The organism is [Mycobacterium] stephanolepidis, from assembly GCF_002356335.1.
GTDB classification, from domain to species: domain Bacteria; phylum Actinomycetota; class Actinomycetes; order Mycobacteriales; family Mycobacteriaceae; genus Mycobacterium; species Mycobacterium stephanolepidis.
This window is the reverse complement of sequence record NZ_AP018165.1, coordinates 4,106,846-4,127,140: the sequence shown is the minus strand read 5'-3', so window position 1 is coordinate 4,127,140 and position 20,295 is coordinate 4,106,846. Positions and strand designations below refer to the sequence as shown.

20 protein-coding genes and 1 pseudogene are annotated in these 20,295 nt (G+C 65.0%); 18 read left to right on the top strand and 3 right to left on the bottom strand.

Annotation, left to right across the window (positions count from 1 at the left end; all coding sequences use genetic code 11):
- The first annotated feature begins 1 nt into the window (after nucleotide 1).
- Genes MSTE_RS20660 through MSTE_RS20645 form a run of 4 tightly spaced genes read left to right on the top strand, consistent with a single transcriptional unit; the run spans nucleotide 2 to nucleotide 4,804 of the window.
- Nucleotides 2-952: an SDR family NAD(P)-dependent oxidoreductase gene (locus MSTE_RS20660; protein WP_096504006.1), complete on the top strand. Its 951-nt coding sequence runs from the start codon at nucleotides 2-4 to the stop codon at nucleotides 950-952.
- Nucleotides 953-956: 4 nt separating this feature from the next.
- The gene (locus MSTE_RS20655; protein WP_096504004.1) at nucleotides 957-1,841 is read left to right on the top strand and encodes a metal-dependent hydrolase; all 885 of its coding nucleotides are present in this window, start codon (nucleotides 957-959) and stop codon (nucleotides 1,839-1,841) included.
- A 53-nt stretch (nucleotides 1,842-1,894) separates the two neighbouring features.
- Nucleotides 1,895-2,965: a PDR/VanB family oxidoreductase gene (locus tag MSTE_RS20650; RefSeq protein WP_162291700.1), complete on the top strand. Its 1,071-nt coding sequence runs from the start codon at nucleotides 1,895-1,897 to the stop codon at nucleotides 2,963-2,965.
- Nucleotides 2,966-2,980: 15 nt separating this feature from the next.
- On the top strand, nucleotides 2,981-4,804 hold the full coding sequence (locus MSTE_RS20645) for an SDR family oxidoreductase (protein ID WP_096504000.1): 1,824 nt from the start codon (nucleotides 2,981-2,983) through the stop codon (nucleotides 4,802-4,804).
- A gap of 14 nt (nucleotides 4,805-4,818) precedes the next feature.
- On the opposite strand, the gene MSTE_RS20640 is transcribed toward MSTE_RS20645, so the two are convergent.
- Nucleotides 4,819-5,562, bottom strand: a complete 744-nt coding sequence (locus MSTE_RS20640) for a class I SAM-dependent methyltransferase (RefSeq protein WP_231897133.1) — start codon at nucleotides 5,560-5,562, stop codon at nucleotides 4,819-4,821.
- Between the two features lie 262 nt (nucleotides 5,563-5,824).
- Between MSTE_RS20640 and MSTE_RS20635 the strand changes: the two genes are divergently transcribed.
- The 3 genes from MSTE_RS20635 to mca are packed head-to-tail and all read left to right on the top strand — an operon-like array spanning nucleotide 5,825 to nucleotide 8,844.
- Nucleotides 5,825-7,393, top strand: coding sequence for a flavin-containing monooxygenase (locus MSTE_RS20635; protein WP_193442109.1), 1,569 nt, complete (start codon nucleotides 5,825-5,827; stop codon nucleotides 7,391-7,393).
- Complete coding sequence (locus MSTE_RS20630) at nucleotides 7,383-7,928, top strand: SRPBCC family protein (protein ID WP_046254798.1); 546 nt, start codon at nucleotides 7,383-7,385, stop codon at nucleotides 7,926-7,928. Before MSTE_RS20635 ends, MSTE_RS20630 begins: the two co-directional genes overlap by 11 nt.
- Before the next feature lie 55 nt (nucleotides 7,929-7,983).
- Complete coding sequence (gene mca / locus MSTE_RS20625; RefSeq protein WP_162291477.1) at nucleotides 7,984-8,844, top strand: mycothiol conjugate amidase Mca; 861 nt, start codon at nucleotides 7,984-7,986, stop codon at nucleotides 8,842-8,844.
- A gap of 4 nt (nucleotides 8,845-8,848) precedes the next feature.
- On the opposite strand, the gene MSTE_RS20620 is transcribed toward mca, so the two are convergent.
- On the bottom strand, nucleotides 8,849-9,664 hold the full coding sequence (locus MSTE_RS20620; protein WP_078308532.1) for a hypothetical protein: 816 nt from the start codon (nucleotides 9,662-9,664) through the stop codon (nucleotides 8,849-8,851).
- A gap of 34 nt (nucleotides 9,665-9,698) precedes the next feature.
- Between MSTE_RS20620 and MSTE_RS20615 the strand changes: the two genes are divergently transcribed.
- The 9 genes from MSTE_RS20615 (at nucleotide 9,699) to MSTE_RS20575 (ending at nucleotide 17,580) form a co-directional block, all read left to right on the top strand.
- Complete coding sequence (locus MSTE_RS20615) at nucleotides 9,699-10,646, top strand: Ppx/GppA family phosphatase (RefSeq protein WP_044105077.1); 948 nt, start codon at nucleotides 9,699-9,701, stop codon at nucleotides 10,644-10,646.
- A gap of 36 nt (nucleotides 10,647-10,682) precedes the next feature.
- Complete coding sequence (locus MSTE_RS20610) at nucleotides 10,683-11,936, top strand: hypothetical protein (RefSeq protein WP_096503996.1); 1,254 nt, start codon at nucleotides 10,683-10,685, stop codon at nucleotides 11,934-11,936.
- A 16-nt stretch (nucleotides 11,937-11,952) separates the two neighbouring features.
- A complete protein-coding gene (locus MSTE_RS20605; protein WP_030096477.1) occupies nucleotides 11,953-12,798 on the top strand; it encodes a sugar phosphate isomerase/epimerase family protein in 846 nt (281 codons plus the stop codon).
- Nucleotides 12,799-12,803: 5 nt separating this feature from the next.
- Nucleotides 12,804-13,610, top strand: a complete 807-nt coding sequence (locus tag MSTE_RS20600; protein WP_081252300.1) for a thioesterase family protein — start codon at nucleotides 12,804-12,806, stop codon at nucleotides 13,608-13,610.
- 30 nt (nucleotides 13,611-13,640) lie between these two features.
- Nucleotides 13,641-14,096: a nitroreductase/quinone reductase family protein gene (locus MSTE_RS20595; protein ID WP_096503994.1), complete on the top strand. Its 456-nt coding sequence runs from the start codon at nucleotides 13,641-13,643 to the stop codon at nucleotides 14,094-14,096.
- Nucleotides 14,097-14,107: 11 nt separating this feature from the next.
- Complete coding sequence (locus MSTE_RS20590) at nucleotides 14,108-14,551, top strand: nitroreductase/quinone reductase family protein (protein WP_096503992.1); 444 nt, start codon at nucleotides 14,108-14,110, stop codon at nucleotides 14,549-14,551.
- A gap of 66 nt (nucleotides 14,552-14,617) precedes the next feature.
- Nucleotides 14,618-15,217, top strand: coding sequence for a TetR/AcrR family transcriptional regulator (locus tag MSTE_RS20585; protein ID WP_096503990.1), 600 nt, complete (start codon nucleotides 14,618-14,620; stop codon nucleotides 15,215-15,217).
- Entirely contained in the window at nucleotides 15,210-16,571 is a 1,362-nt protein-coding gene (locus MSTE_RS20580) for a hydroxysqualene dehydroxylase (RefSeq protein ID WP_231896933.1), read from the top strand. The genes MSTE_RS20585 and MSTE_RS20580 overlap by 8 nt, the downstream gene beginning before the upstream one ends.
- A 67-nt stretch (nucleotides 16,572-16,638) precedes the next feature.
- Nucleotides 16,639-17,580, top strand: a complete 942-nt coding sequence (locus tag MSTE_RS20575; RefSeq protein WP_096503986.1) for a R2-like ligand-binding oxidase — start codon at nucleotides 16,639-16,641, stop codon at nucleotides 17,578-17,580.
- On the opposite strand, the pseudogene MSTE_RS20570 reads toward MSTE_RS20575, so the two are convergent.
- Nucleotides 17,577-18,822, bottom strand: a pseudogene (locus tag MSTE_RS20570) (serine hydrolase domain-containing protein). The gene MSTE_RS20575 and the pseudogene MSTE_RS20570 sit on opposite strands and share 4 nt — an antisense overlap.
- Before the next feature lie 175 nt (nucleotides 18,823-18,997).
- On the opposite strand from MSTE_RS20570, the gene proC reads away from it, so the two are divergent.
- Together proC and MSTE_RS20560 are read left to right on the top strand one after the other, a co-directional pair.
- Complete coding sequence (gene proC, locus MSTE_RS20565; protein WP_191985241.1) at nucleotides 18,998-19,885, top strand: pyrroline-5-carboxylate reductase; 888 nt, start codon at nucleotides 18,998-19,000, stop codon at nucleotides 19,883-19,885.
- 142 nt (nucleotides 19,886-20,027) lie between these two features.
- Nucleotides 20,028-20,288: a helix-turn-helix domain-containing protein gene (locus MSTE_RS20560; protein WP_030096487.1), complete on the top strand. Its 261-nt coding sequence runs from the start codon at nucleotides 20,028-20,030 to the stop codon at nucleotides 20,286-20,288.
- Nucleotides 20,289-20,295: the final 7 nt, after the last annotated feature.

Below are 20,295 nucleotides of genomic sequence, written 5' to 3'. Positions count from 1 at the left end.
GGTGAAACTCAACAAACTCGAGCCACAGCTGGTGGTGGTGACCGGCGCCGGCAGCGGCATCGGCCGGGCCACCGCCATCCGATTCGCCAAAAATGGTGCTCACGTAGTCGTTTCCGATATGAATCTTGACTCTGCTCAAGCCACCACGGCCATGATCCGCGCCGACGGCAACACGGCGTCGGCGGTGCAGTTGGACGTTACCGATCTCGACCGGTGGGAAACCTTCGCGCGGGACGTACTCGCCGATCACGGGGTGGCCGACGTGCTGGTGAACAACGCGGGAATCGCCTTGGGCGGGGCATTTCTGAAACTCAGCCCGGCCGATTGGGACCGGTTGCTATCGGTGAACCTCATGGGAGTGGTGTACGGGTGCCGGGTTTTCGGCGAGCAGATGGTCGAACGCGGCAGCGGGCATATTGTCAACATCGCCTCGGCAGCGGCCTTCACGCCGACGCCGGTGATGGCGCCGTACTCGGTGTCCAAGGCCGGGGTAAAGATGCTCACCGAATGCCTGCGTTTGGAACTCGGACCGAAAGGTGTTGGTGTCAGCGCAATTTGCCCAGGATTCATCAACACCAATATCGGAATCAACGGGATAACTGTGGGTGTGGACCAAGCCATGGTCGAGCGGGGTAAGGAAATCATGCTCCGGGTGCAGGAGTTCGCGGCCGGCCTGCCGTTTTCCCCGATGAGCCCCGACCTGGTGGCGCGCGCCGTCATGCGCGCGGTGAAGTACGACCTGGCGGTGGTGCCGGTGCGCACCGAGGCATGGCTCGGGTATGTCCTAGGCCGAGTCGCACCGGGAATCAACCGTCGTACCACCCAGGCGTTCTCGATCGAGCGAGCCGAGCGATGGGGAGCCTGGGCGCTCGGCAAGCTGGATGATCTGAATCTGCTTCCGCGCCAAGGTGGCGTCGAGGAGGCTCGAAAGCCCACGGCAGCACGGAGGTAGACAGATGAACGACACATCAGACATCGGCGACGTGGCGCTGCATGCCCGCAACGTCACATTCGACTTCTCGAACTCCCCGCTGCAATGGATCCCGGATGAGCCGGTGGCCTCACACGCGCTGTCGGCACTCAACTTCATGTTGCCTGCCGGCGAGCTGTTCTTTGTCGAGGTGTTCGGCCGGGCGCTGCCGCATATCAAAGATGAGAAGCTGCGTGAAGAGGTCATCGGCTTTATCGGTCAGGAGCAGCTGCACTCCGACACACACGACAAAGCGCTGCTGCAGTACTTCGGTCAGCACGGTATCGATGCACAGCCGCTGCACGATCTGACCGACCGTGTGCTCGACACCTTCACACTGCAGTTGGATCGGCTCCCGTCGAAGGTGCGTTATCGCGTGATGGTGGAAGGCATCGCCATCATTGCGGGCATCGAACACCTGACCGCCACCGCGGGAGATTGGCTGCTCAACTTCGACTTCGAGAGTTACGGTGCGGACCCGGTAATAACCGACATGTTCCGCTGGCACGGCGCCGAGGAAGTCGAACACCGCAGTGTGGCCTGGGATCTTGCTCGGCACCTCGGGGTCGGGCGTCCCCGGATGCTGGCGTACTTCATCGGCTCCTGCGCGACAATCCCCGTGGGTCTCATCTTGCTCAGCTGGCTGCTCGCCCGTGCCGATCCGGACCTGCCGAAGGTGAGCCTGGCCCGCTGGCTACGCGAGACCAACAGGGCGATGAAGCGCGGCGCCACGCTGAAATGGAGTGTCCTGGGGGAGGGTTTCCGCAGCTTTCTGCGGCCCGGATTCACTCCGGAATCGATCGGGGACACGGCGCAGGCGGTTGCGTATCTTGCCAAGTCTCCGGCGGCCAAAGCCGCGGCCGCGGCATGACGCGGGCGCTCCCGGTGGCGGCCCCGACGGGACGCCACCCTCTGGGCTGGGGCATGAAGGTCCTTGACGTCGTGGGGCCGCCCGCCGTCGCCGCACTGGGCAGGACGCTGCCCGCTGTGCTGCGGCTGAGTCCTCTGCTGGGCCCGGTGCGTCAACCCACATGGGTGAACCGCTCGCTGAATCTGGTTGTCCGGGAACGCTCGGTGGTCGCTGCTGACCAAGACGTGGTTGCTTTTACGCTAGCCGCTGTGGGTGGAGGCGAGCTGCCGAGGTGGCGCCCGGGCGCACATCTGGACGTCACCTTGCCGTCGGGGGCTGTGCGTCAGTACTCGTTATGCGGTGACCCGCGCGACCGGCACCGATACCGGATTGCGGTCCGACGCATACCCGAAGGCAAGGGGGGATCGATCGAGCTGCACGACGCGGTGCGCATCGGGGACGTGCTCGGCGTCACGGGGCCGCGAAACGCCTTCCCGCTGGCCACTACCGGTCACCTGAACGCCGGGGTCCGCCAGTTCCATTTCGTGGCCGGGGGCATCGGCATCACACCGATTCTGCCCATGCTGGCGATCGCCACAGAGCGTGGACTGCCGTGGACCATGACCTACGCCGGACGCAGTGAGGAATCCATACCCTTTCGAGATGAGCTGGCCCGATACGGCGAGCGGATCACCATCCGTACCGACGACGAGGATGGGGTGCCGACGGCGGCCGATCTGCTGCCGCCATTGCACCCCGATCTGGCGGTGTATTGCTGCGGTCCCGGGCCCATGCTGAAGGTGATTCGCGATGCGGTCGCCGAGTATCCCGGCGCTGAGCTGCATTTCGAGCGATTCTCGGCACCGCCGATCGAGAATGGGGTGCCATTCCAGGTACAGCTGGGCGGTGGCGGCCCGGTGCTGGACGTCGGGCCGCAGAACAGTGCATTAGATGCGGTTCTCGCGGCCCGGCCCGGCACGCCGTACTCCTGCAGACAGGGCTTCTGCGGAACCTGCAAGGTCAAGGTACTCGCGGGCAACCCCGATCACCGCGACACCCTCTTGACCGAAACTCAGCGCGCCGAAGGCCAGATGCTCCTGTGTGTGTCTCGTGCCGACGGCGGGCGACTGGTACTGGACGTCTAAGAACGGAGATATGGGATGACACTTACGACTGAGCGCGCGGACGGAATGACGAACGACGTCGTCACCGAGCATGTGGTGCGCAACGGGGATATCGACGTCGCGTACTTCATTCAGGGCAACCCCGATGGGGAGACCCTGCTGCTGGTGCACGGATGGCCCGATTCGCATCATCTCTGGGACGGCGTCGTGCCGCTGCTCAGGGACCACTTCCGTGTGGTTGCCATTGACAATCGCGGCGCGGGAAAGAGCACCAACCCCAAGAGCTTCCGTGACTTCAGGCTCGCCGCGATGGCCGGCGACTACGTTGCGGTCGCGGATGCGGTGAGCCCCGACAAGCCCGTGCATGTCCTGGGCCACGACTGGGGCAGTGTCGCTATGTGGGAAGCCATCTGCAATCCCGACCTGGAACATCGGTTCTCCTCGTTCACCTCCGTGTCCGGACCCTCTGCACATCACATGAGCCGGTGGGTGCGCTCGCGACTGAGCAGCCCCACTCCGAAGAATGTGGCGCTTGCCCTCGGGCAGATTGGCTCGTTGCTGTACATGTTCGGGTCCATGACCCCCGTCATTCCCAATGTTCTGCTCAAGCTCACTATGAACGAAAACCGTTGGCGTGCTGGACTGTCCGTCGCCGAAGGTGCACCTGCAGAGCAAATTCACCTCGGGCCGACGTTCATGAGTGATATCACCAGGACGTTGCGTGTCTACCGGGCCAATGCACTACCGGCGATGCTGCACCCGCAGGACCGGCACACCGGTGTGCCCGTCCAGGTGATTGTCGGCACCCGTGATCCCGCGGTGCGCCAGTCGAACTACGACGACGAGCTCAAGTGGAATCAGCGGACGTGGCGGCGAGTGGTCGACGGTGGCCATTGGCTGCCGTTCTCGCACCCGAATGTGCTCGCCGCGGCGGCTGTCGAACTCATCGACGCGGTATCGGGCAAGGAGCCCGACCGCGCACTACGGAGGGCAGAAATGGGTAAGAGCCGCAAGCCGTTCGAAGACCAGCTGGTGGTCATCACCGGAGGGGGCAGTGGTATCGGCAGGGAGACCGCCCTCGAATTCGCCCGGCAGGGCGCTGAGGTGGTGCTCTCGGATGTGAACCTCGACGGTGCCAACGAGACCGTCACACTCATCGAAGAGGGCGGCGGTGTGGCGCATGCCTACCGGCTCAACGTCGCGGACGAGGACGCCGTCAACGCGCACGCGGAGGAGGTGGTCAAGCGGCACGGCGTGCCCGACATCCTGGTGAACAACGCCGGAGTCGGTGCCGCGGGCGGTTTCCTGGACACACCCTCGGAGGAGTTCCGCCGTGTTATCGAGATCAACTTGTTCGGAGTGGTGAACGGCAGCCGAGCGTTTGGCGCGAAGATGGCCGAACGCGGACTGGGCGGGCACATCGTCAATCTTTCCAGCATGGCTGCCTACAGCCCGCAGAAGGCCTTCACCGCGTACTCGACGAGTAAGTCCGCCGTGTTCATGTTCTCCGACTGCCTGCGCGCCGACCTCGCCGCGGACAATATCGGTGTCACCACGATCTGCCCCGGCGTGGTGCACACCAATATTGTTGCCAACACCAAGATTTCAGGTGTAGATGCCGAGGAAGAGGCGCGTATGCAGCAGGCCGGCGATAAGGCGTACGCGATGCGTCGCTACGGCCCCGACAAGGTGGCGCGCCAGATCGTGAATGCGGTACGTAAGAACAAGCAGGTTGTGCCCGTGACACCCGAGGCCAGGCTGCAATATCTCAACAACCGGTTGGCGCCGGGCCTAACCCGCTACTTTGCATCCAAGGCGGGTATGACCGACCTCATCAAACTGGTGCCCAACAAGAAGTAGGTGGCGGCCCGCCGTCAGGTCGCGATACGGAGAGCGACCTCACGGCGGGCACGGATGAATTGCCCCTGGCCGGTGAGTGTTTGGTCGATATCGGTCCACCCCTGAGCACGTAGCCACCCGGTGACTTCTTGGCGACCGAACGCGCGGAAGCCGCCGATGCGCATGGCTCCGGTGACACCCGGTAGCGATGCCGCCGGGGTGCGCAGGGATGTGAAGATCACGATCTGGCCGCTCGGTCCGGCGACCCGGCACAGCTCTCGCACTGCCTGTTCGGGATCCGGGATGAGATAGAGCGCTGCGAGGCACACCACGGTGTCAAATGTCGCGTCGGCGAAGGGAAGTGCGTGCGCACTCCCGCGGATGTAGTCGATGTGTTCGGCCGAGTTGTCGCGCACTGCCCGCCGCAGCATGGGGCCCGACAGGTCCAGGCCGATGCACGCACCGTCGTCCCCGAGCTGTGCGGCGAGTTCGCGGGTGTACAGGCCGGGACCGCATGCGACATCGAGGATCTTCAAATCGCCGCGGCCGGCGATCTCGCCCATCAATGCGGTGTGGGCCTTGAGGGTGCTCTTGCCGCCATAACTGAACCCACGGGTGAACATCGGACGCCAAGCACGCTCGTAGATCGCCGCCAGCAGCCGGCTCTGCATGAACCGGTTGGCCAGGGACACCGGCTCATCGTCTTCGGGGCCGAGGACGTCGAGATAGCCGTGCTCGCGGGTGGGTGAGTGTGTGATCCGGGTGGGATCCACGAACATCTCGGCGAGCGTCAGATCTGGCTGGTTGCCCACGGTCCCTCCAGTGCACATCGGTTGATTCAAAATTAGTGAAACGGATAGTACTGGATACTTCTGGTCACGCATAGGCCTGTGATGTGCGAGTTTGTGCAGCACCATGCGCCGGGTGGGACTTGTTATTTAGCGAATGGCATGTCAGTCTATTAAATAAGCGAGCCGGGCGGGTGGGGATGAGCCGTGTGTATGCCGCAAGTAATGGAAGGAACGTGCCGTGAAACGAACCATGGATCCAGCCATGGGTCCGCATGACGAACCCGACTACGAAGTCGCCATCATCGGTGCCGGGCTCGGTGGCATCTGTGCGGCCATCAAGCTACTCGAGATGGGTATCGAAGACTTCGTCATCATCGATCGGGACGAGGACTTCGGTGGCACGTGGTTGCGCAACACCTACCCCGGGGTGGGTGCCGACATTCCGACTGTCGCCTACCAGTTCACCTTCGCGCCGAAGGGGGACTGGCAACGATTCTTCGCCACCGGAGCCGAAATACAGCAGTACGCATTGGATTTGGTCGCCGAGCACGGACTGCGCGCCCACGCGAGGTTCGGTACGTGTGTCGAGCAAGAGGTATTCGACGAAGAGAACCACCTTTGGCAGGTGCATACCGCCGACGGTGAGGTCATCTCGTCGCGGTTCCTGATCAGCGCGATAGGTGCCTACATCAACCCGCGAACGGCCCCGGATATCCCGGGGCTGGACACCTTCGCCGGTCCGATCCAGGTGCCGTCCCGATGGCAACACGAAGTGGACATGCGCGGCAAGCGGGTCGGAATTGTGGGCGTGGGAAGTTCCACCGTGCAGATAGCACCGGCCATTGCCGGCGAGGTCGAGCACCTCGATGTGTACCAGCGGACGCCGCAGTGGTACTTCCCGAAACCAGATTTCCGGATGCCGCGCCCACTGCAGCGGCTGTTGGCGGGGCGCCGTTTCGCCAACACAGTCAACGGGATTGCGTTGGCGGGCATAGAACTTGGCTTACGGGTTCTGATCTACACTCCCAAGCCGTTGTTCCGGGTGGGCGCAGCGGTCTTCGACAGGGTGGCGCTCTGGGCGTATCGCGGCTGGCTCCGGCACAAGGTGAATGATCCCGAGGTGCGTGAGCAGCTGCGGCCGCGGTTCGGGGCGGGGTGCACCAGCGGCACGCTGGGGGCGGACTACCTACCGACCTTCAACCGGCCGAACGTGACATTGGTATCGAACGGTATCGACCGGATCACCCCGACGGGCATCGTCGACAAGGCGGGTGTCGAACGCCCCGTTGACATTCTGGTGCTGGCCACCGGATACGAGATGTTCTCCGATCCCGAAACCTACCGGGTGGGAACCGTATCGGGCGCCAAGGGGTTTGACCTCGCCGAGTTCTACCGTGACAACGGGCTGCAGGCATACCAAAGCACATCGGTGCCGGGTCTTCCGAACCGGTTCATGCTGGTCGGTCCGTACTCCTGGGCCGGCACCAGCTTCCACTACATCCTGGAGAACTCGATGCGCCACATCGGGGCCGTCATCCAACTCGCTCGCGCCAAACGAGCCAGCTGGGTCGAAGTCACCCAGGAGGCGCTGGACGACTTCCAGGCGAGCATCGCCCGCGGTGGCGCCAACTTGAATCGGTACTTCACGGTGAACTGCGCCGGATCTAACAGCTATTTCATCAACTCGCAGGGGGATACCCCCTACGTGCGTCCGTGGACGGTCCTGCAGTCCTACCGGCGCAGTGTCCAATTCCCTTCAGGCGCTTACGAATTCAGGCGGATTAACAGCCCGGTGAAGGAGATCGAACATGCGGTTTGACGCAGTCCCCATCCCGGTCGACGGGGTCGAGGAGTTCTTCGCCACCGCACCGTTCGTGACCCGGGTCCGGCGCACTTTCGACGCGCCACCCGAGGACGTATGGAGGGTGGTGTCGGGCGACCGGATGTGGTCGTGGCTGCCATCTGTCTGGGGCTGCCGGTATCCGCAGGACATCACACCGACCGCGGGCACCGTACGGGACTTCCAGATGTACATCCACTCCTGGATGGTGTTCGCCCAGCACGAACAGATCATTCACTTCGACGCTCCCCGCGTCATGCGATACACGGCGTTGGACGCCACCTTGCCGGTGTTCGGGTCGTGGTGCGAGGAGTACCGGGTGGTCCCCGAGTCCGATCCCGGTAAGGCCACCGTCGACTGGACACTGGCCTGCGCGCCGAGGTACCTGACGAACATTCCGGGATCGCATATCGCGATTCGCCCGGTTGCCGCGATCCTCAAACCCATCTTCTGGTTCGGCCTGGGCGGGCTCGCCCGCGAGCTGCCGGTGCGGGGCCCGCAGCGCACCGGCTGAACCGCGGCCCCAACCGGGCAGGTGCATCGCAGGGGCATTGTGGTCCACTGAGAGCATGCGGTTGATGGCGGTGCACGCCCACCCCGACGACGAGTCGAGCCGAGGCGCGGCGACTCTGGCCAAGTACGCGGCCGAAGGGCACGACGTGCTGGTTGTCACGGCCACCGGAGGCGAGCGCGGCGATATTCTCAACCCGGCGATGAACCTGCCGGGTAACCACGAGAACCTGTCGGATGTGCGTCGTGAGGAAATGGCGCTCGCGGCAAAAACCCTTGGTGTTGACCATCACTGGCTGGGCTTTATGGACTCGGGCCTGCAACTCGACCCACGGCTGTTACCCGAGGACGGGTTCGCCCGGGTGCCACTGGCCGAATCGGTGCCCCGCCTTGTCGAGGTGATCGGGCGCTTCCGGCCGGACGTGATGATCACCTACAACGAGTGCGGCGGCTACCCACACCCCGACCACATTCGCTGTCACCAGCTGGCCGTCGCCGCGTATGAGGCGTGTGAGGAGGTGCGCAAGCTCTACTACTTCCACGAAATCGTCCGGGTGACACCGGCAATGGTGAAGCTCGCGGGACGGGTGGAGCGGATCCTCAGCCGACGCAGATCTGATGCAGCACCCAAGGATCCGCGAGCAGGCGATGTCGCGGTCCCCGGTTGGGTGCGGCGCGTGAGCCCGCTCACCAGGCGGCTGCGAGGGCGGCGGGTGACCACCGAAGTTTCCTGCGCCGAATACTTCCCCGTCCGCGACAGGGCACTGCGGGCGCACGCATCGCAAGTCGATCCCAGCGGGCCCTTCTTCCTGGTGCCCTGGACCTGGCAGCAACAACTATGGCCGACGGAGAAATTCGAACTCGCACACACCCGCGTCTCGACGAGCGCGCCCGAGACCGACCTCTTCGCCGGCCTCTGAGGCACTAGTGGGGTGCCGCGGCAACGGTCGCCGGGTGCACCGCGATCAGTCCCAGCCCCCTGCGGCGCTTGCACATCGCAGCCAGCTCCGCGTAGGCCTTCTCTCCCAGAAGCTCCGTCAACTCGGGGCCGTAGGACTGCCACACCTGCTTCTTGCCGACATGTGCGGCCGGGTCTCCCGTGCAGTACCAATGAAGGTCGGCGCCGCCCTCACCCCAGCCGCGACGGTCGTACTCGGTAATCGTCGTCTTCAGGATCTGCGAACCGTCCGGACGGTCCACCCAGGCCTGCGTCCGCCGAATCGGCAGCTGCCAGCACACCTCGGGTTTCATCGTCAGCGGCTCGACACCCAGCTTGATGGCCTTGGAATGCAGGGCGCAGCCGATGCCGCCTGCGAAGCCGGGACGGTTCAGGAAAATGCATGCACCCTTGTACTTGCGTGTGCGCCACTGCTTTTCCCCGTCGAGCTCGTCCTTCTCCAGGTAGCCCTTGCGGCCCAGCCCCTTCTCGCGGAATTGCCAGTCCTCATCGGTGAGCTGTTTCGCCGAGTCGTCCAGCTTCGCCCGATCGTCGGCATCGGACAGAAACGCCCCGTGCGAGCAGCAACCGTCGTCGGGCCGTCCGGCAACCGTGCCCTGGCAGGCCGGAGTGCCGAACACACAGGTCCAATGTGATAGCAGCCACGTCATGTCGGCCTTGATCAAATGCTCGGGATTCTCCGGGTCGTAGAACTCCACCCACTCGCGGGCGAAGTCGAGCTCCACCTCCTGGCCGTCGAGGGAGGCGTCACGTCCAAAGGGCTGTTTTGGCAGCGTCGTCACAGATGTAAACGGTAGACCCACTAACGTGTGCTGCGTGCGATTAGGCGTGCTGGATGTCGGCAGCAACACGGTGCACCTGTTGGTGGTCGATGCCCGACGGGGTGGACACCCCACACCCATGAGTTCCACCAAGGCGGCACTACGTCTGGCCGAGGCCATCGATGAGTCCGGCAAGCTCACCCGCAAGGGCTCCGACAGCCTGGTGCACACCATCCAGGAGTTCTCCAAGATTGCCCGCAGCTCCGGCTGCGCGGAGATCATGGCGTTCGCCACGTCGGCCGTTCGGGACGCCACCAACTCCGATGAGGTGCTGACACGTGTCAAGAAGGAAACGGGCGTGGATCTCGCCGTTCTTTCCGGTGTCAACGAGTCGCGGCTGACCTTCCTGGCGGTGCGGCGCTGGTACGGCTGGAGCGCTGGACGCATCATCAACCTCGATATCGGCGGTGGCTCGCTGGAGCTGTCCTGCGGTGTCGACGAAGAACCAGACATCGCGTTGTCTTTGCCTCTGGGGGCCGGACGGTTGACGCGAGAGTGGTTGGCCGAAGATCCGCCGGGACGCCGTCGCGTCGCTATGCTGCGTGACTGGCTGGAATCGGAACTGGTGGACGCTGCCAAGCAGGTGGCGGCGGCAGGGGTGCCCGACCTGGCCGTAGCGTCCTCGAAAACGTTCCGGTCGCTTGCGCGACTCACCGGTGCTGCACCTTCCGGCGCAGGACCACGAGTTAAGAGGACACTTACAGCAAGCGGACTGCGTCAGTTGATCGCGTTCATCTCGCGAATGACTACCGCAGACCGTGCAGAGTTGGAGGGAGTCAGTGTCGACAGGGCGCCTCAGATCGTCGCCGGAGCACTCGTCGCGGAGGCAAGCATGCGTGCTCTGTCGTTAGAGGCGGTCGACATCTGCCCGTGGGCTCTGCGCGAAGGGCTAATTCTGCGCAAGCTGGATAGCGAAGCCGATGGCACTGCACTCGTTGACTGACCCCGTCCCGCTTAGCCTCGGACGGTAGGAGAGGACATGACCGACTCAGACGACACGCAGCGGCCGGTATCGGTTGCCGAGCTGCTGGCGCGCAATGGCGCCGCCGACGGCAAGATCAGCGGCCATCGCCGCCGGATGCGCGGCAACGCCGACGCCATCCCGGTGGCCGAGTTGACCGGTGAGATTCCCGTCATCCGTGACAAGAAGGGTGGCCGCGCGCGCCCCAACCCGGCGCCGTCGCCCGCTCCGGAATCGCCGGCGACGCCCGAGGCTCCCAAGGCGCCTGAGGCTCCCAAGGCGCCCGAGGCGGGAGCGCGTTCTTACCTGCGCTCCAACGAGGACGCGTTGTTCGGTGGCGACAGCATGGCCGATGAGGCCGCCCGCCGCGGCACCGCGGCTGCGCAAGCCCCGGCGCTGGCTCAGCCGTCCTCGATGGCGTCACCGCTTCGGAGCATCTTCCCGCCGACCCCCACACCCGTCGCCCGGCCGGGGGAACCGCGCAAGTCCATCGACTTCAACGACGCGACCGGTGTCATCTCCCCGGTCACCGCCGAGCCACCCACGTCCGAACCGGCACCCGCGCCGGCGCCGGCAGCAGTCGCTCCCGCGGTACCCGCGGGGCCACCGCCCACCGCAGTTCCGGTCCCCCCGGTATCTCGCCCGGAGCCCGAGCCCGAGCCCGTCACGCCCGAGCCGCAACCTGAGCCCGCGGCCGTCTCACAGCCCGAGCCGGAGCCCTCGCCCGAACCGGAGGCCGAGCACTACGCGGAGTATGAGGCGCAGTACGAGGACGACGAGTACGACGAGTACGGTCGCGCCGTCGAGTGGACGTCGCACGATGCCGAGCAGGACGTCGAAGACGACGAATTCGAGGATCAGGAAGACGACTATCGGCTGGAGCACGAGCTTCAGGAGCTTGTCGGCGCGCACGGTGACCCGTCCGAGCCCGAGATCAGCCAGCTTGCGGCCGCCGACTCCGACAAATCCAAGGCTGAGGCCAAGGCCGACCGCCGGGAGAAGATCAAGACCTACCTGCAAGGCAGCTGGATTGCCGCGCAGTACCTGCTGGCCGCCGCCGCGGGCGCGGGCCTGTTCTTCGTGTTCCGGGAACTGTGGAGCTGGAACCAGGGCTTCGCGTTGCTCCTCGGCGTGCTGTTCATCGCAATTCTGGTCGCCTCGCTGTGGGTGATCCGCAAGACGGTCGACCTGGCGAGCATCCTGATCGCGATCGTGGTGGGAGCCCTGATCGCCTTCGGCCCCCTCGTGCTCATGCTGCAAGCGGTTGATTAGGTAGCGTTATCCAACCGTGCGCCCTGCGATCAAGGTTGGTCTGTCAACGGCCTCGGTGTATCCACTCAAAACCGAAGCAGCTTTCGAGTACGCCGCGCGGCTCGGGTACGACGGTGTCGAGCTCATGGTGTGGGCCGAGGCGGTGAGTCAGGATGTCGGCGCCGTCGCGAAACTCTCCCGCAAGTACGACATGCCGGTGTTATCCGTGCATGCCCCGTGCCTACTGGTATCGCAGCGCGTCTGGGGTGCCAACCCGATTCCCAAGCTGGAACGCAGCGTTCGGGCCGCCGAAAAACTGGGTGCGCAAACCGTCGTCGTACATCCGCCATTTCGGTGGCAGCGCCGGTACGCCGAAGGCTTCGCCGAACAGGTTGCATCGCTGGAGGACTCGAGTGATGTCCACGTCGCGGTGGAGAACATGTTCCCGCTGCGGGCCGACCGTCTGTTCGGTGCCGGGCAGACATCGGTGGAGCGTATGAAGCGCCGTGGTGGCAGACCTGGAATCGGAGTATCCGCCTTTGCGCCGTCGTTCGATCCGACCGATGCCAATCACGCGCACTACACCCTTGACCTGTCGCACACCGCAACCGCCGGGACCGATGCGGTGGACATGATGCGCCGGATGGGATCTGGGCTCACGCATCTGCATCTCACCGATGGCACCGGCGCGTCGGTCGACGAACATCTGGTGCCCGGCAAGGGAACTCAGCCAGTTGCGCAGGTATGCCGGGAGCTGGCGGCCGGCGACTTCACCGGGCAGGTTGTGCTCGAGGTGCACACCTCGGCCGCACGCACCGAGGACCAGCGCGAGGCGATTCTGAGGGAGTCGCTGGAGTTCGCCAGAACCCATCTGGTGCGATAGGCGGCGTGGTTAACGCTCCCTTCGCGCAAGCAATGGCCCTCACCCCCGCGGGCGACGGCCTGTTTGACGCGCACCTGAATGACACCTGGACCATCGGACCCAAGCTGCACGGTGGCGTCATGCTCGCGTTGCTTGCCGGTGCGGCGCGCGAGACGCTCGGCGAGAGCGAGCCCATCGCCGTCAGCGCAAGCTATTTGTTCGCGCCGTCGCCCGGTGACATGCAGGTGCGCACGTCGGTGCGCAAGCGGGGACGGCAGATCTCGCTCGTCGATGCCGAACTCGTCCAGGACGGCCGCACCGCGGTGCATGCCGTGGTCACCCTGGGCACCCCCGAGCAGCACGTGGGCCCGCTGTTGACGGCCCTGCCGCCCGCGCTCACCCAGCTGCCCGCCGAACCTCCGCCGGGGGTGGCCCCGATCGCCGAGGGCCATCCGATGGGGGAGATCTTCCACCTGTTCGGCGGATTCGACGTCCGCCCCTCACTGCGGTCGATGAGCGACCTCAGCGAGCGGGGTAAGCCCGAGATCGTGCTGTGGGCACGGCCGCGCGATATGGCGCCCGACGGCCTGTTCGCGTTGGTGTGCGGCGACATCTCGGTACCGGTGACGTTCCCGCTGGGGCGTTTCGGCTGGGCGCCCACCGTGCAGCTGACCACGTATCTGCGCACACTGCCTTCGGACGGCTGGCTGCGAGTGTTGTGCAGCACCAACCAGATCGGCCAGCATTGGTTTGACTCTGAACACACGGTCATCGACTCCGAGGGCGCTCTGGTGGTGCAGTCTCGCCAGTTGGCCATGGTGCCGGTAAACTGATCGGGCTACTCGACTGGAGGGGTGCCGACCATGGGTGACAAGCAGAAGACGCCTGACTGGGCCGCCGAGGGCGGCGCATGGGTGCTGGAGAACGGGCACCGCGCCCTGTTGAAGCTGACCGGTGGCCGCTGGCCGCACAAGCTCGGTTTCATGCCCACCCTGGAGCTGCACACCATCGGGCGTAAGTCCGGTGAACGTCGCTCCTCGTTGTTGAGCTCGCCCATCTTCACGCCGGAGCGGATTGTCGTGATCGCCTCGCTCGGCGGGGCCTCGCACAATCCCGCGTGGTATCTGAATCTCGTCGCCAATCCGAACGTCGAGATCACCGTGCGCGGACAGACCAAGCCGTACATCGCACGCACCGCCTCGGCGCAGGAGAAGGCCGAGCTCTGGCCGGATATCACCCGAGGATTCGGCAACCCGTACGCGGGATATCAGCGCAGCACTACCCGGGATATCCCGGTGGTCATCTGTGAACCGGTTTAAGGAGCACTTCTGTGAGCACACAACCTGATTGGGCCATCCGGGCCGGCGCCTGGTTCCTGGAGAACGGACACCGGGCGGTGCTTGCGCTGACCGGCGGCCGGTACCCCAAGAAACTGCTGGGAATGCAGCCGGTGGAGCTGTACACCATCGGCAGTAAGACCGGGCAGCGCCGCGGCACGCTGCTGACCGCACCGATCTACGAACCCGGCAAGGTGGTGCTGGTGGCCTCCTACGGAGGAGGGTCCGAAAACCCGGCCTGGTACAAGAACCTGGTGGCCAATCCGGCCGTCGAGATCGCGGTCGACGATGTCGCGCGTCCGTTCACGGCGCACACCGCCTCGCCCGAAGAGAAGGCCGCGCTGTGGCCGACGATCGTCAAGGCCAACCCCGGCTATGCCGGGTATCAGAAGAACACCGACCGGGATATCCCGGTCATCATCTGCGTACCCGCCTAACCGCCGCGGGCCGGCCCGCGAAAACGATCATTGACGAGTTGGACACTTTTTCATATTGTGTCCAACATGAAGGTGGCCACGTCCGATAGTCCCCGCGAGGACATCCCCGAGCCCATCGTGGCCGCAGTCGCCATGACATTGGTGCGATCGGGAATGCAGCGGTTCAACCTGTCCGCGGCGGCCGAGCAGGCCGGGGTATCCCGAAGCACCCTGTACAACTGGTTCGGCGGCAAGCAGGCAGCCATCGACACCGCATTCGGTTATCTCGCAGATGCATTCATCGAATTCTTCGCCGCAGCGGTGGGGGCGGAGACCACGCTGGTCGATCAGGTCGCGGCCGCCGCCGCGGGAATCTGCGAGCACCGTCGGTGGACGGATCATCTCGCCCTGCACACCACCGATCTGCTGGATCTCATCCTGGACGAGCGCGGCGAGGACCTGATGGCGCGCTCGGTCGCGTTCTGGACGCCCCGCATCCGGGAAGCGCAGGAGCGTAAGGAGATTCCCGGGCGCGTCGTCCCGGAGGAGGCCGCGGAGTGGATCATCAGAACCCTGATGAGCATCGAAGTGCTGCCGCCCATCGTGATCGATCTGTCGGATCCGGCGGCGGTGCGCCGCTACTTCGCCGACTACATCACGCACGGACTGGGTGCCGCGCGTGATTGACACTTCCCGGCACTGCGTGGTGATCGGGGCCGGGGTGGCGGGGCTGGCCTCGGCGGTGTGGATGGCTGAGGCGGGGTTCCGGGTGACCCTGTTGGAACGTCGGGCCACCCTCGGTGGGCGCACCCATTCCATCGAGATACCTCAGGTCGACGACGTCGCCGACAATGGTGTACACGTCATGTCCGGCTCGATGGAAGAGCTGTTGCGTTACCTTGAAACCATCGGGGCGCGAGATCTTTTGGCCGCTGAGTCGGGAACCTATGCGCGGCGGCTGCTGCCCGGGGGAGAGGTGGACGATACCTCGCTGTTCCGCACCTTCGCGTGGCTGCCCGCGGCGAGTATCGGGGATCGGCTTCGGGTATGGCGGGCTTATCTGCGGATCGTGAGGGATTGTGTTCGCCCACCGGGTGACTTGGATGCCATCACCGCGCGAGAGTGGCTCGACCGCATCGGAATGCCGAAGGTCGCGCGCGACACCTGGATTGATTTCTTGATCATCGGTGCGCACAACGAGAAGCCGGATCTGATCTCCGCCAGCGCTTTCCGGAATCTGCTGGTCACCATGGCCCGTCGGGGACGCGGGGCGGCCCGCAATGGAACATTGCTGTACTCCACGGTCGACTTCACCTCGCTGTTCGTCACCGGTGCCGAGAAGGTGCTCGCCAATCACGGTTGCGAGGTGCGGGGGCGCGCCGGAGTCAAATCAATCGTTTTGCACGGCAACGCTGTTTCTGGTGTATCGCTGACCGATGGCGAGTTCATACCCGCCGACGCGGTGATTTGCGCGGTCCCGCCGTGGGCCGTGGAGGGATTACTTGACGCCGTCCCCGGCCACCAGCAGCTGTACAGTGCGGCGGCCAAGCTCGTTCCCGCTCCGCTGGTGAGCGTCTACCTGTATCTCAACAAGTCGCTCGGGCTGACGACGATCCTTGATGCTCTTGTGGGTGGTGAGGGCGTGGTCGAGCAGGTCTTCGATCGGCAGAAGATGGTGGGATACGACGGTAGTGAACGTGGGCTGTACTCGTACGAGATCACGGTCAGCGCCGCGTATGCATTGAACTCGCTGTCGTCGAGTAGCGAGATCATCGAAACGTGTATGCGCTTCCTGCGCAACTACTATCCGGCCGCGCGTGATGCCGAACTGGTGCACGCCAAGGTGGTGCGGATGCCGCGTGCCACCTACAGCGAGCGTCCCGGAACTGCGGGCGCCCGTCCGCCGCAGCGCACGAGCGTGCGTGGGCTGGCGCTGGCGGGTGACTGGACCGCGACCGACTTTCCCTCGACCATCGGTGGGGCAGCGCAGAGTGCGGAATTGGCTACCCGCGTGATTCTTGACCAGACGCCGGTGGCCTAGCTCTTGATTGTGAGCTGCCTCACATTCAAGATGGTCACTAGGTCAACGTCGACGCTAGGAGGCCCTCATGACGCGGACACACTACGGATCGCTACGCAAGGGAGGCCTCAACTGGGATTCCTTGCCGCTCAAGCTGTTCGTCGGCGGCAATGCGAAGTTCTGGGATCCGGCCGATATTGACTTCTCGCGCGACCGGGCGGACTGGGACGCGCTCACCGATCGGGAACGTGACTACGCGACACGGCTGTGCGCGCAGTTCATCGCAGGTGAGGAATCGGTGACCCAGGACATCCAGCCGTTCATGACGGCGATGCGTGCCGAGGGACGACTCGGTGACGAGATGTACTTGACGCAGTTCGCTTTTGAAGAGGCAAAGCACACGCAGGTGTTCAGGCTCTGGCTTGACGCAGTCGGGGTCAGTGACGACCTGCACGGGTACCTCGACGACCTTCCGGCCTACCGCGAGATCTTCTTCGATGAGCTCCCCGATGCCCTGGGGGCGCTGGCCGCCGACCCGTCGGCGGCGGCCCAGGTACGCGCCTCGGTGACCTATAACCACGTGGTCGAGGGCATGCTGGCACTCACCGGATACTTTGCATGGCACAAGATTTGTGTTGACCGAGGCATCCTGCCCGGTATGCAGGAGCTGATCCGCCGGATCGGTGACGACGAGCGTCGGCACATGGCCTGGGGCACCTTCACCTGCCGGCGCCACGTGGCCGCCGACGACGCCAACTGGTCGGTCTTCGAGGCCCGGATGAACGAACTCATCCCGATCGCGTTGCGTCTCACCGAGGAAGGCTTCGGCCTCTACGGCGCCGACACTCCGTTCGGGCTCGTGCTGGACGAGTTCATGCAGTATTCGGCCGACAAGGGAATGCGCCGGTTCGGGACCATCAGCAGCGCCCGCGGCCGTCCGCTCGGCGAGATCGACCTCGACTACTCGCCGCTGCAACTGGAAGACACGTTCGCCGCCGAGGACCGGGAGGCGCTTGCGGCCACGGCCTAGCGTGCACTCCGCACTGTCGCCGCCCACAGGCGGGGGAAAGCCACATTGTGCAGCGGATTGGGAAGTATCAAATGGTTGTGTGCCAGCCCAACGGCTATGTGGCGGTTCGGGTCTGCCCATCCGGTTGAACCGCCGGCGCCCATATGTCCGAATCCTCCCGCCAATCCCGGCGCGGGAATGCAGTGGTAGCCGAGCTCCCAGATATCGCGGGTGACCGCGACATTGGGTCTGATCCCGCGTCCGCCGGCCAGTTCGGCGGTCTTCTCCGCCGACAGCAGCTGCCGCCCGTCCACGCTTCCCCGGTTGCTCAGCGCGCCGTAGAGCTTGGCCAGGGCCGGGGCGGTACAGATGGCGTTGCCCGCGCCCATCTGGGTGTCGTACAGCGGAGCGGTTGCGTGCCCGTCGTCGGCCACGATCCGTTCGGCCCCGGGCACGTGGATCGCTCCAGTGGCCCCCCGCGCGCCCGGCAGGGCGTCCACCACGCGCGCCCCGATAGGATAGGCCACGAGAAAGAAATGGCGTCTTCACGGCCTTGTCGAGCTGCGCGTAGATCCCTGCGGGGGTCGTCGGTGAATCGGCGGGCGGGCGTCCCAGATGGATGCCGTCTACTTCGAGGACCTCCGCGAGTTCGGTGCGATAGAGCGTGCGCATGTCCTTACCGGTGATCGCACGCCCGAGGCCGGCAAGGAGCCAGCCATAACTCATCGCGTGATACGCGGCTTTCCCGTAATAGCGCCCGACAGGCGCGGCGGCGAGTCGCCGCTCCATCAGTTCGTGGTCGAGAAGTTCCTCCGGGGTGGAGGCGATCGGGGCCAACGCCGCCAGCCCCGACTTGTGGGCCAGGACATCACGCACCGTGACCGCCTCTTTGCCGTTGGCGGCGAATTCCGGCCAGTAGCGGGCGACCGGGGCGTCGTAGGCCAGCAGCCCTCGGTCGGCCAGACGATGGATAACGGTGGCGGTCACCCCTTTGGAGGCCGAGTACACGATCGGCGCGGTATCGCGGGTCCACGGCACACCGGGACGCGCCTCACCGGCCCAGATGTCGAGCACGGGTTCGCCGTCGACATAGGCGCAGAGCGCGCCACCCCCGGTACGGCCGACATACATCGACGCGAACTTGCGGACCACCCGGGAGAACTCGGGTTGTGCCCAGCCCTGCACGCCGTCCGGTAGCCCGGTGCCCCAGGATTCCGGTGCGAAAACTGGGGCGGTCTGCGCGCGACGCTGCGGTTGTGACATATGTAACTTGTAGTCCGGTTATCCCACCGTGCGCCACCATCTGCGCGCAGGTCTGCGAATAGTCACAAATCGGCGCGAATGTGCATATCGCCGCCTACATACCGCCCCGGCACCTTGCTCTGGAGCTCAGAAAGCCGTTTCCGGGTGCGCTAATGGGTCTGCCATGCTGGTCGCCATGTCCAGAATCGCAATCATCGGTGGCGGCAATATCGGCGAAGCACTTATCTCCGGGCTGCTGAGGGCCGGACGGCAGGCCAAGGACATCGTCGTGTCCGAGAAGGTCCCCGCCCGCGCAAAGGCTCTGGCAGAGGCGTATTCCATCCGCGTCAGCGAGGTGGCCGACGCCGTCGAAGGCGCCGATTTCATCGTGGTGGCGGTCAAACCGTCCGATGTCGAGAGCGCGACCAGCGAGATCGCCGCGGCGCTGGCGAAACTGGACGCAGAAGGCAGTGACCGGGAGACCGAGCAGGTCCTGGTCTCGGTGGCCGCGGGAGTGTCCGCGAGCTTCTTCGAATCCAAGCTGGCCGCCGGGGCTCCGGTGGTGCGGGTGATGCCCAATGCCCCGATGCTTGTCGGCGCCGGGGTCAGCGCTGTCGCCAAGGGCCGATTTGCGACCGACGAGCAGCTCAGTGCCGTTGCCGAGCTGCTGGAGTCGGTGGGCAGCGTCATCAAGGTGGCCGAATCGCAGATGGACACCGTTACCGCGCTGTCCGGATCGGGCCCGGCCTACTTCTTCCTGCTCGTCGAGGCGCTGGTCGATGCGGGGGTTGCCTCGGGTCTCACGCGGCCCGTCGCCACCGATCTGGTCATCCAAACCATGGCCGGATCCGCCGCGATGCTGCTGGAACGGGCCGAGACGGACGAAAATCGGGCCCCCGGACTGCAGACCCGTACGGAGGTCGATACGACCGCTGCCGAGCTTCGTGCAACGATTACCTCGCCGGGTGGTACTACCGCCGCTGCGCTGCGCGAACTGGAACGTGGAGGTTTGCGGGCAAGCGTCTATGCCGCCGTTGAAGCCGCAAAAACACGCTCCGAGCAGCTCGGAATCACATCAGAGTAATTTAACCAAATCTTGATCAATTAGCCCACACGGGTATCAGTAACCCCACTGGTCCCGCTATTCTCCTTCTAGCACGTGCGTGTCCGTACCGCCGATGGGGAAGATTGGCGGCACGACACGTGCCTAGGGAAATGGGTATGCGATGACGTCAATCAACGGGCCATCCGCACGCGACGGGGCCGGCGCCAAGCCGGGCCGGGACGCGGCGGCTGCTGGCCAATCCGGCAAGGCTCAGTTCCTTACGGTCGCCGAGGTCGCCGCGCTGATGCGCGTGAGCAAGATGACCGTCTACCGGCTGGTGCACAACGGCGAGCTGCCCGCGGTACGGGTCGGCCGGTCGTTCCGTGTACACGCCAAGGCGGTCAACGATCTGCTGCAGGCCTCCTACTTCGACGCCGGATAAGGCCCCG

Coding starts and splice junctions, on each gene's coding strand:
- MSTE_RS20655 (WP_096504004.1), top strand. CDS start 957: ATGAACGACACATCAGACATCGGCGACGTGGCGCTGCATGCCCGCAAC.
- MSTE_RS20650 (WP_162291700.1), top strand. CDS start 1,895: ATGAAGGTCCTTGACGTCGTGGGGCCGCCCGCCGTCGCCGCACTGGGC.
- MSTE_RS20645 (WP_096504000.1), top strand. CDS start 2,981: ATGACACTTACGACTGAGCGCGCGGACGGAATGACGAACGACGTCGTC.
- MSTE_RS20640 (WP_231897133.1), bottom strand. CDS start 5,562: ATGTTCGTGGATCCCACCCGGATCACACACTCACCCACCCGCGAGCAC.
- MSTE_RS20635 (WP_193442109.1), top strand. CDS start 5,825: ATGGATCCAGCCATGGGTCCGCATGACGAACCCGACTACGAAGTCGCC.
- MSTE_RS20630 (WP_046254798.1), top strand. CDS start 7,383: ATGCGGTTTGACGCAGTCCCCATCCCGGTCGACGGGGTCGAGGAGTTC.
- mca (WP_162291477.1), top strand. CDS start 7,984: ATGCGGTTGATGGCGGTGCACGCCCACCCCGACGACGAGTCGAGCCGA.
- MSTE_RS20610 (WP_096503996.1), top strand. CDS start 10,683: ATGACCGACTCAGACGACACGCAGCGGCCGGTATCGGTTGCCGAGCTG.
- MSTE_RS20595 (WP_096503994.1), top strand. CDS start 13,641: ATGGGTGACAAGCAGAAGACGCCTGACTGGGCCGCCGAGGGCGGCGCA.
- MSTE_RS20585 (WP_096503990.1), top strand. CDS start 14,618: ATGAAGGTGGCCACGTCCGATAGTCCCCGCGAGGACATCCCCGAGCCC.
- MSTE_RS20575 (WP_096503986.1), top strand. CDS start 16,639: ATGACGCGGACACACTACGGATCGCTACGCAAGGGAGGCCTCAACTGG.
- proC (WP_191985241.1), top strand. CDS start 18,998: ATGTCCAGAATCGCAATCATCGGTGGCGGCAATATCGGCGAAGCACTT.
- MSTE_RS20560 (WP_030096487.1), top strand. CDS start 20,028: ATGACGTCAATCAACGGGCCATCCGCACGCGACGGGGCCGGCGCCAAG.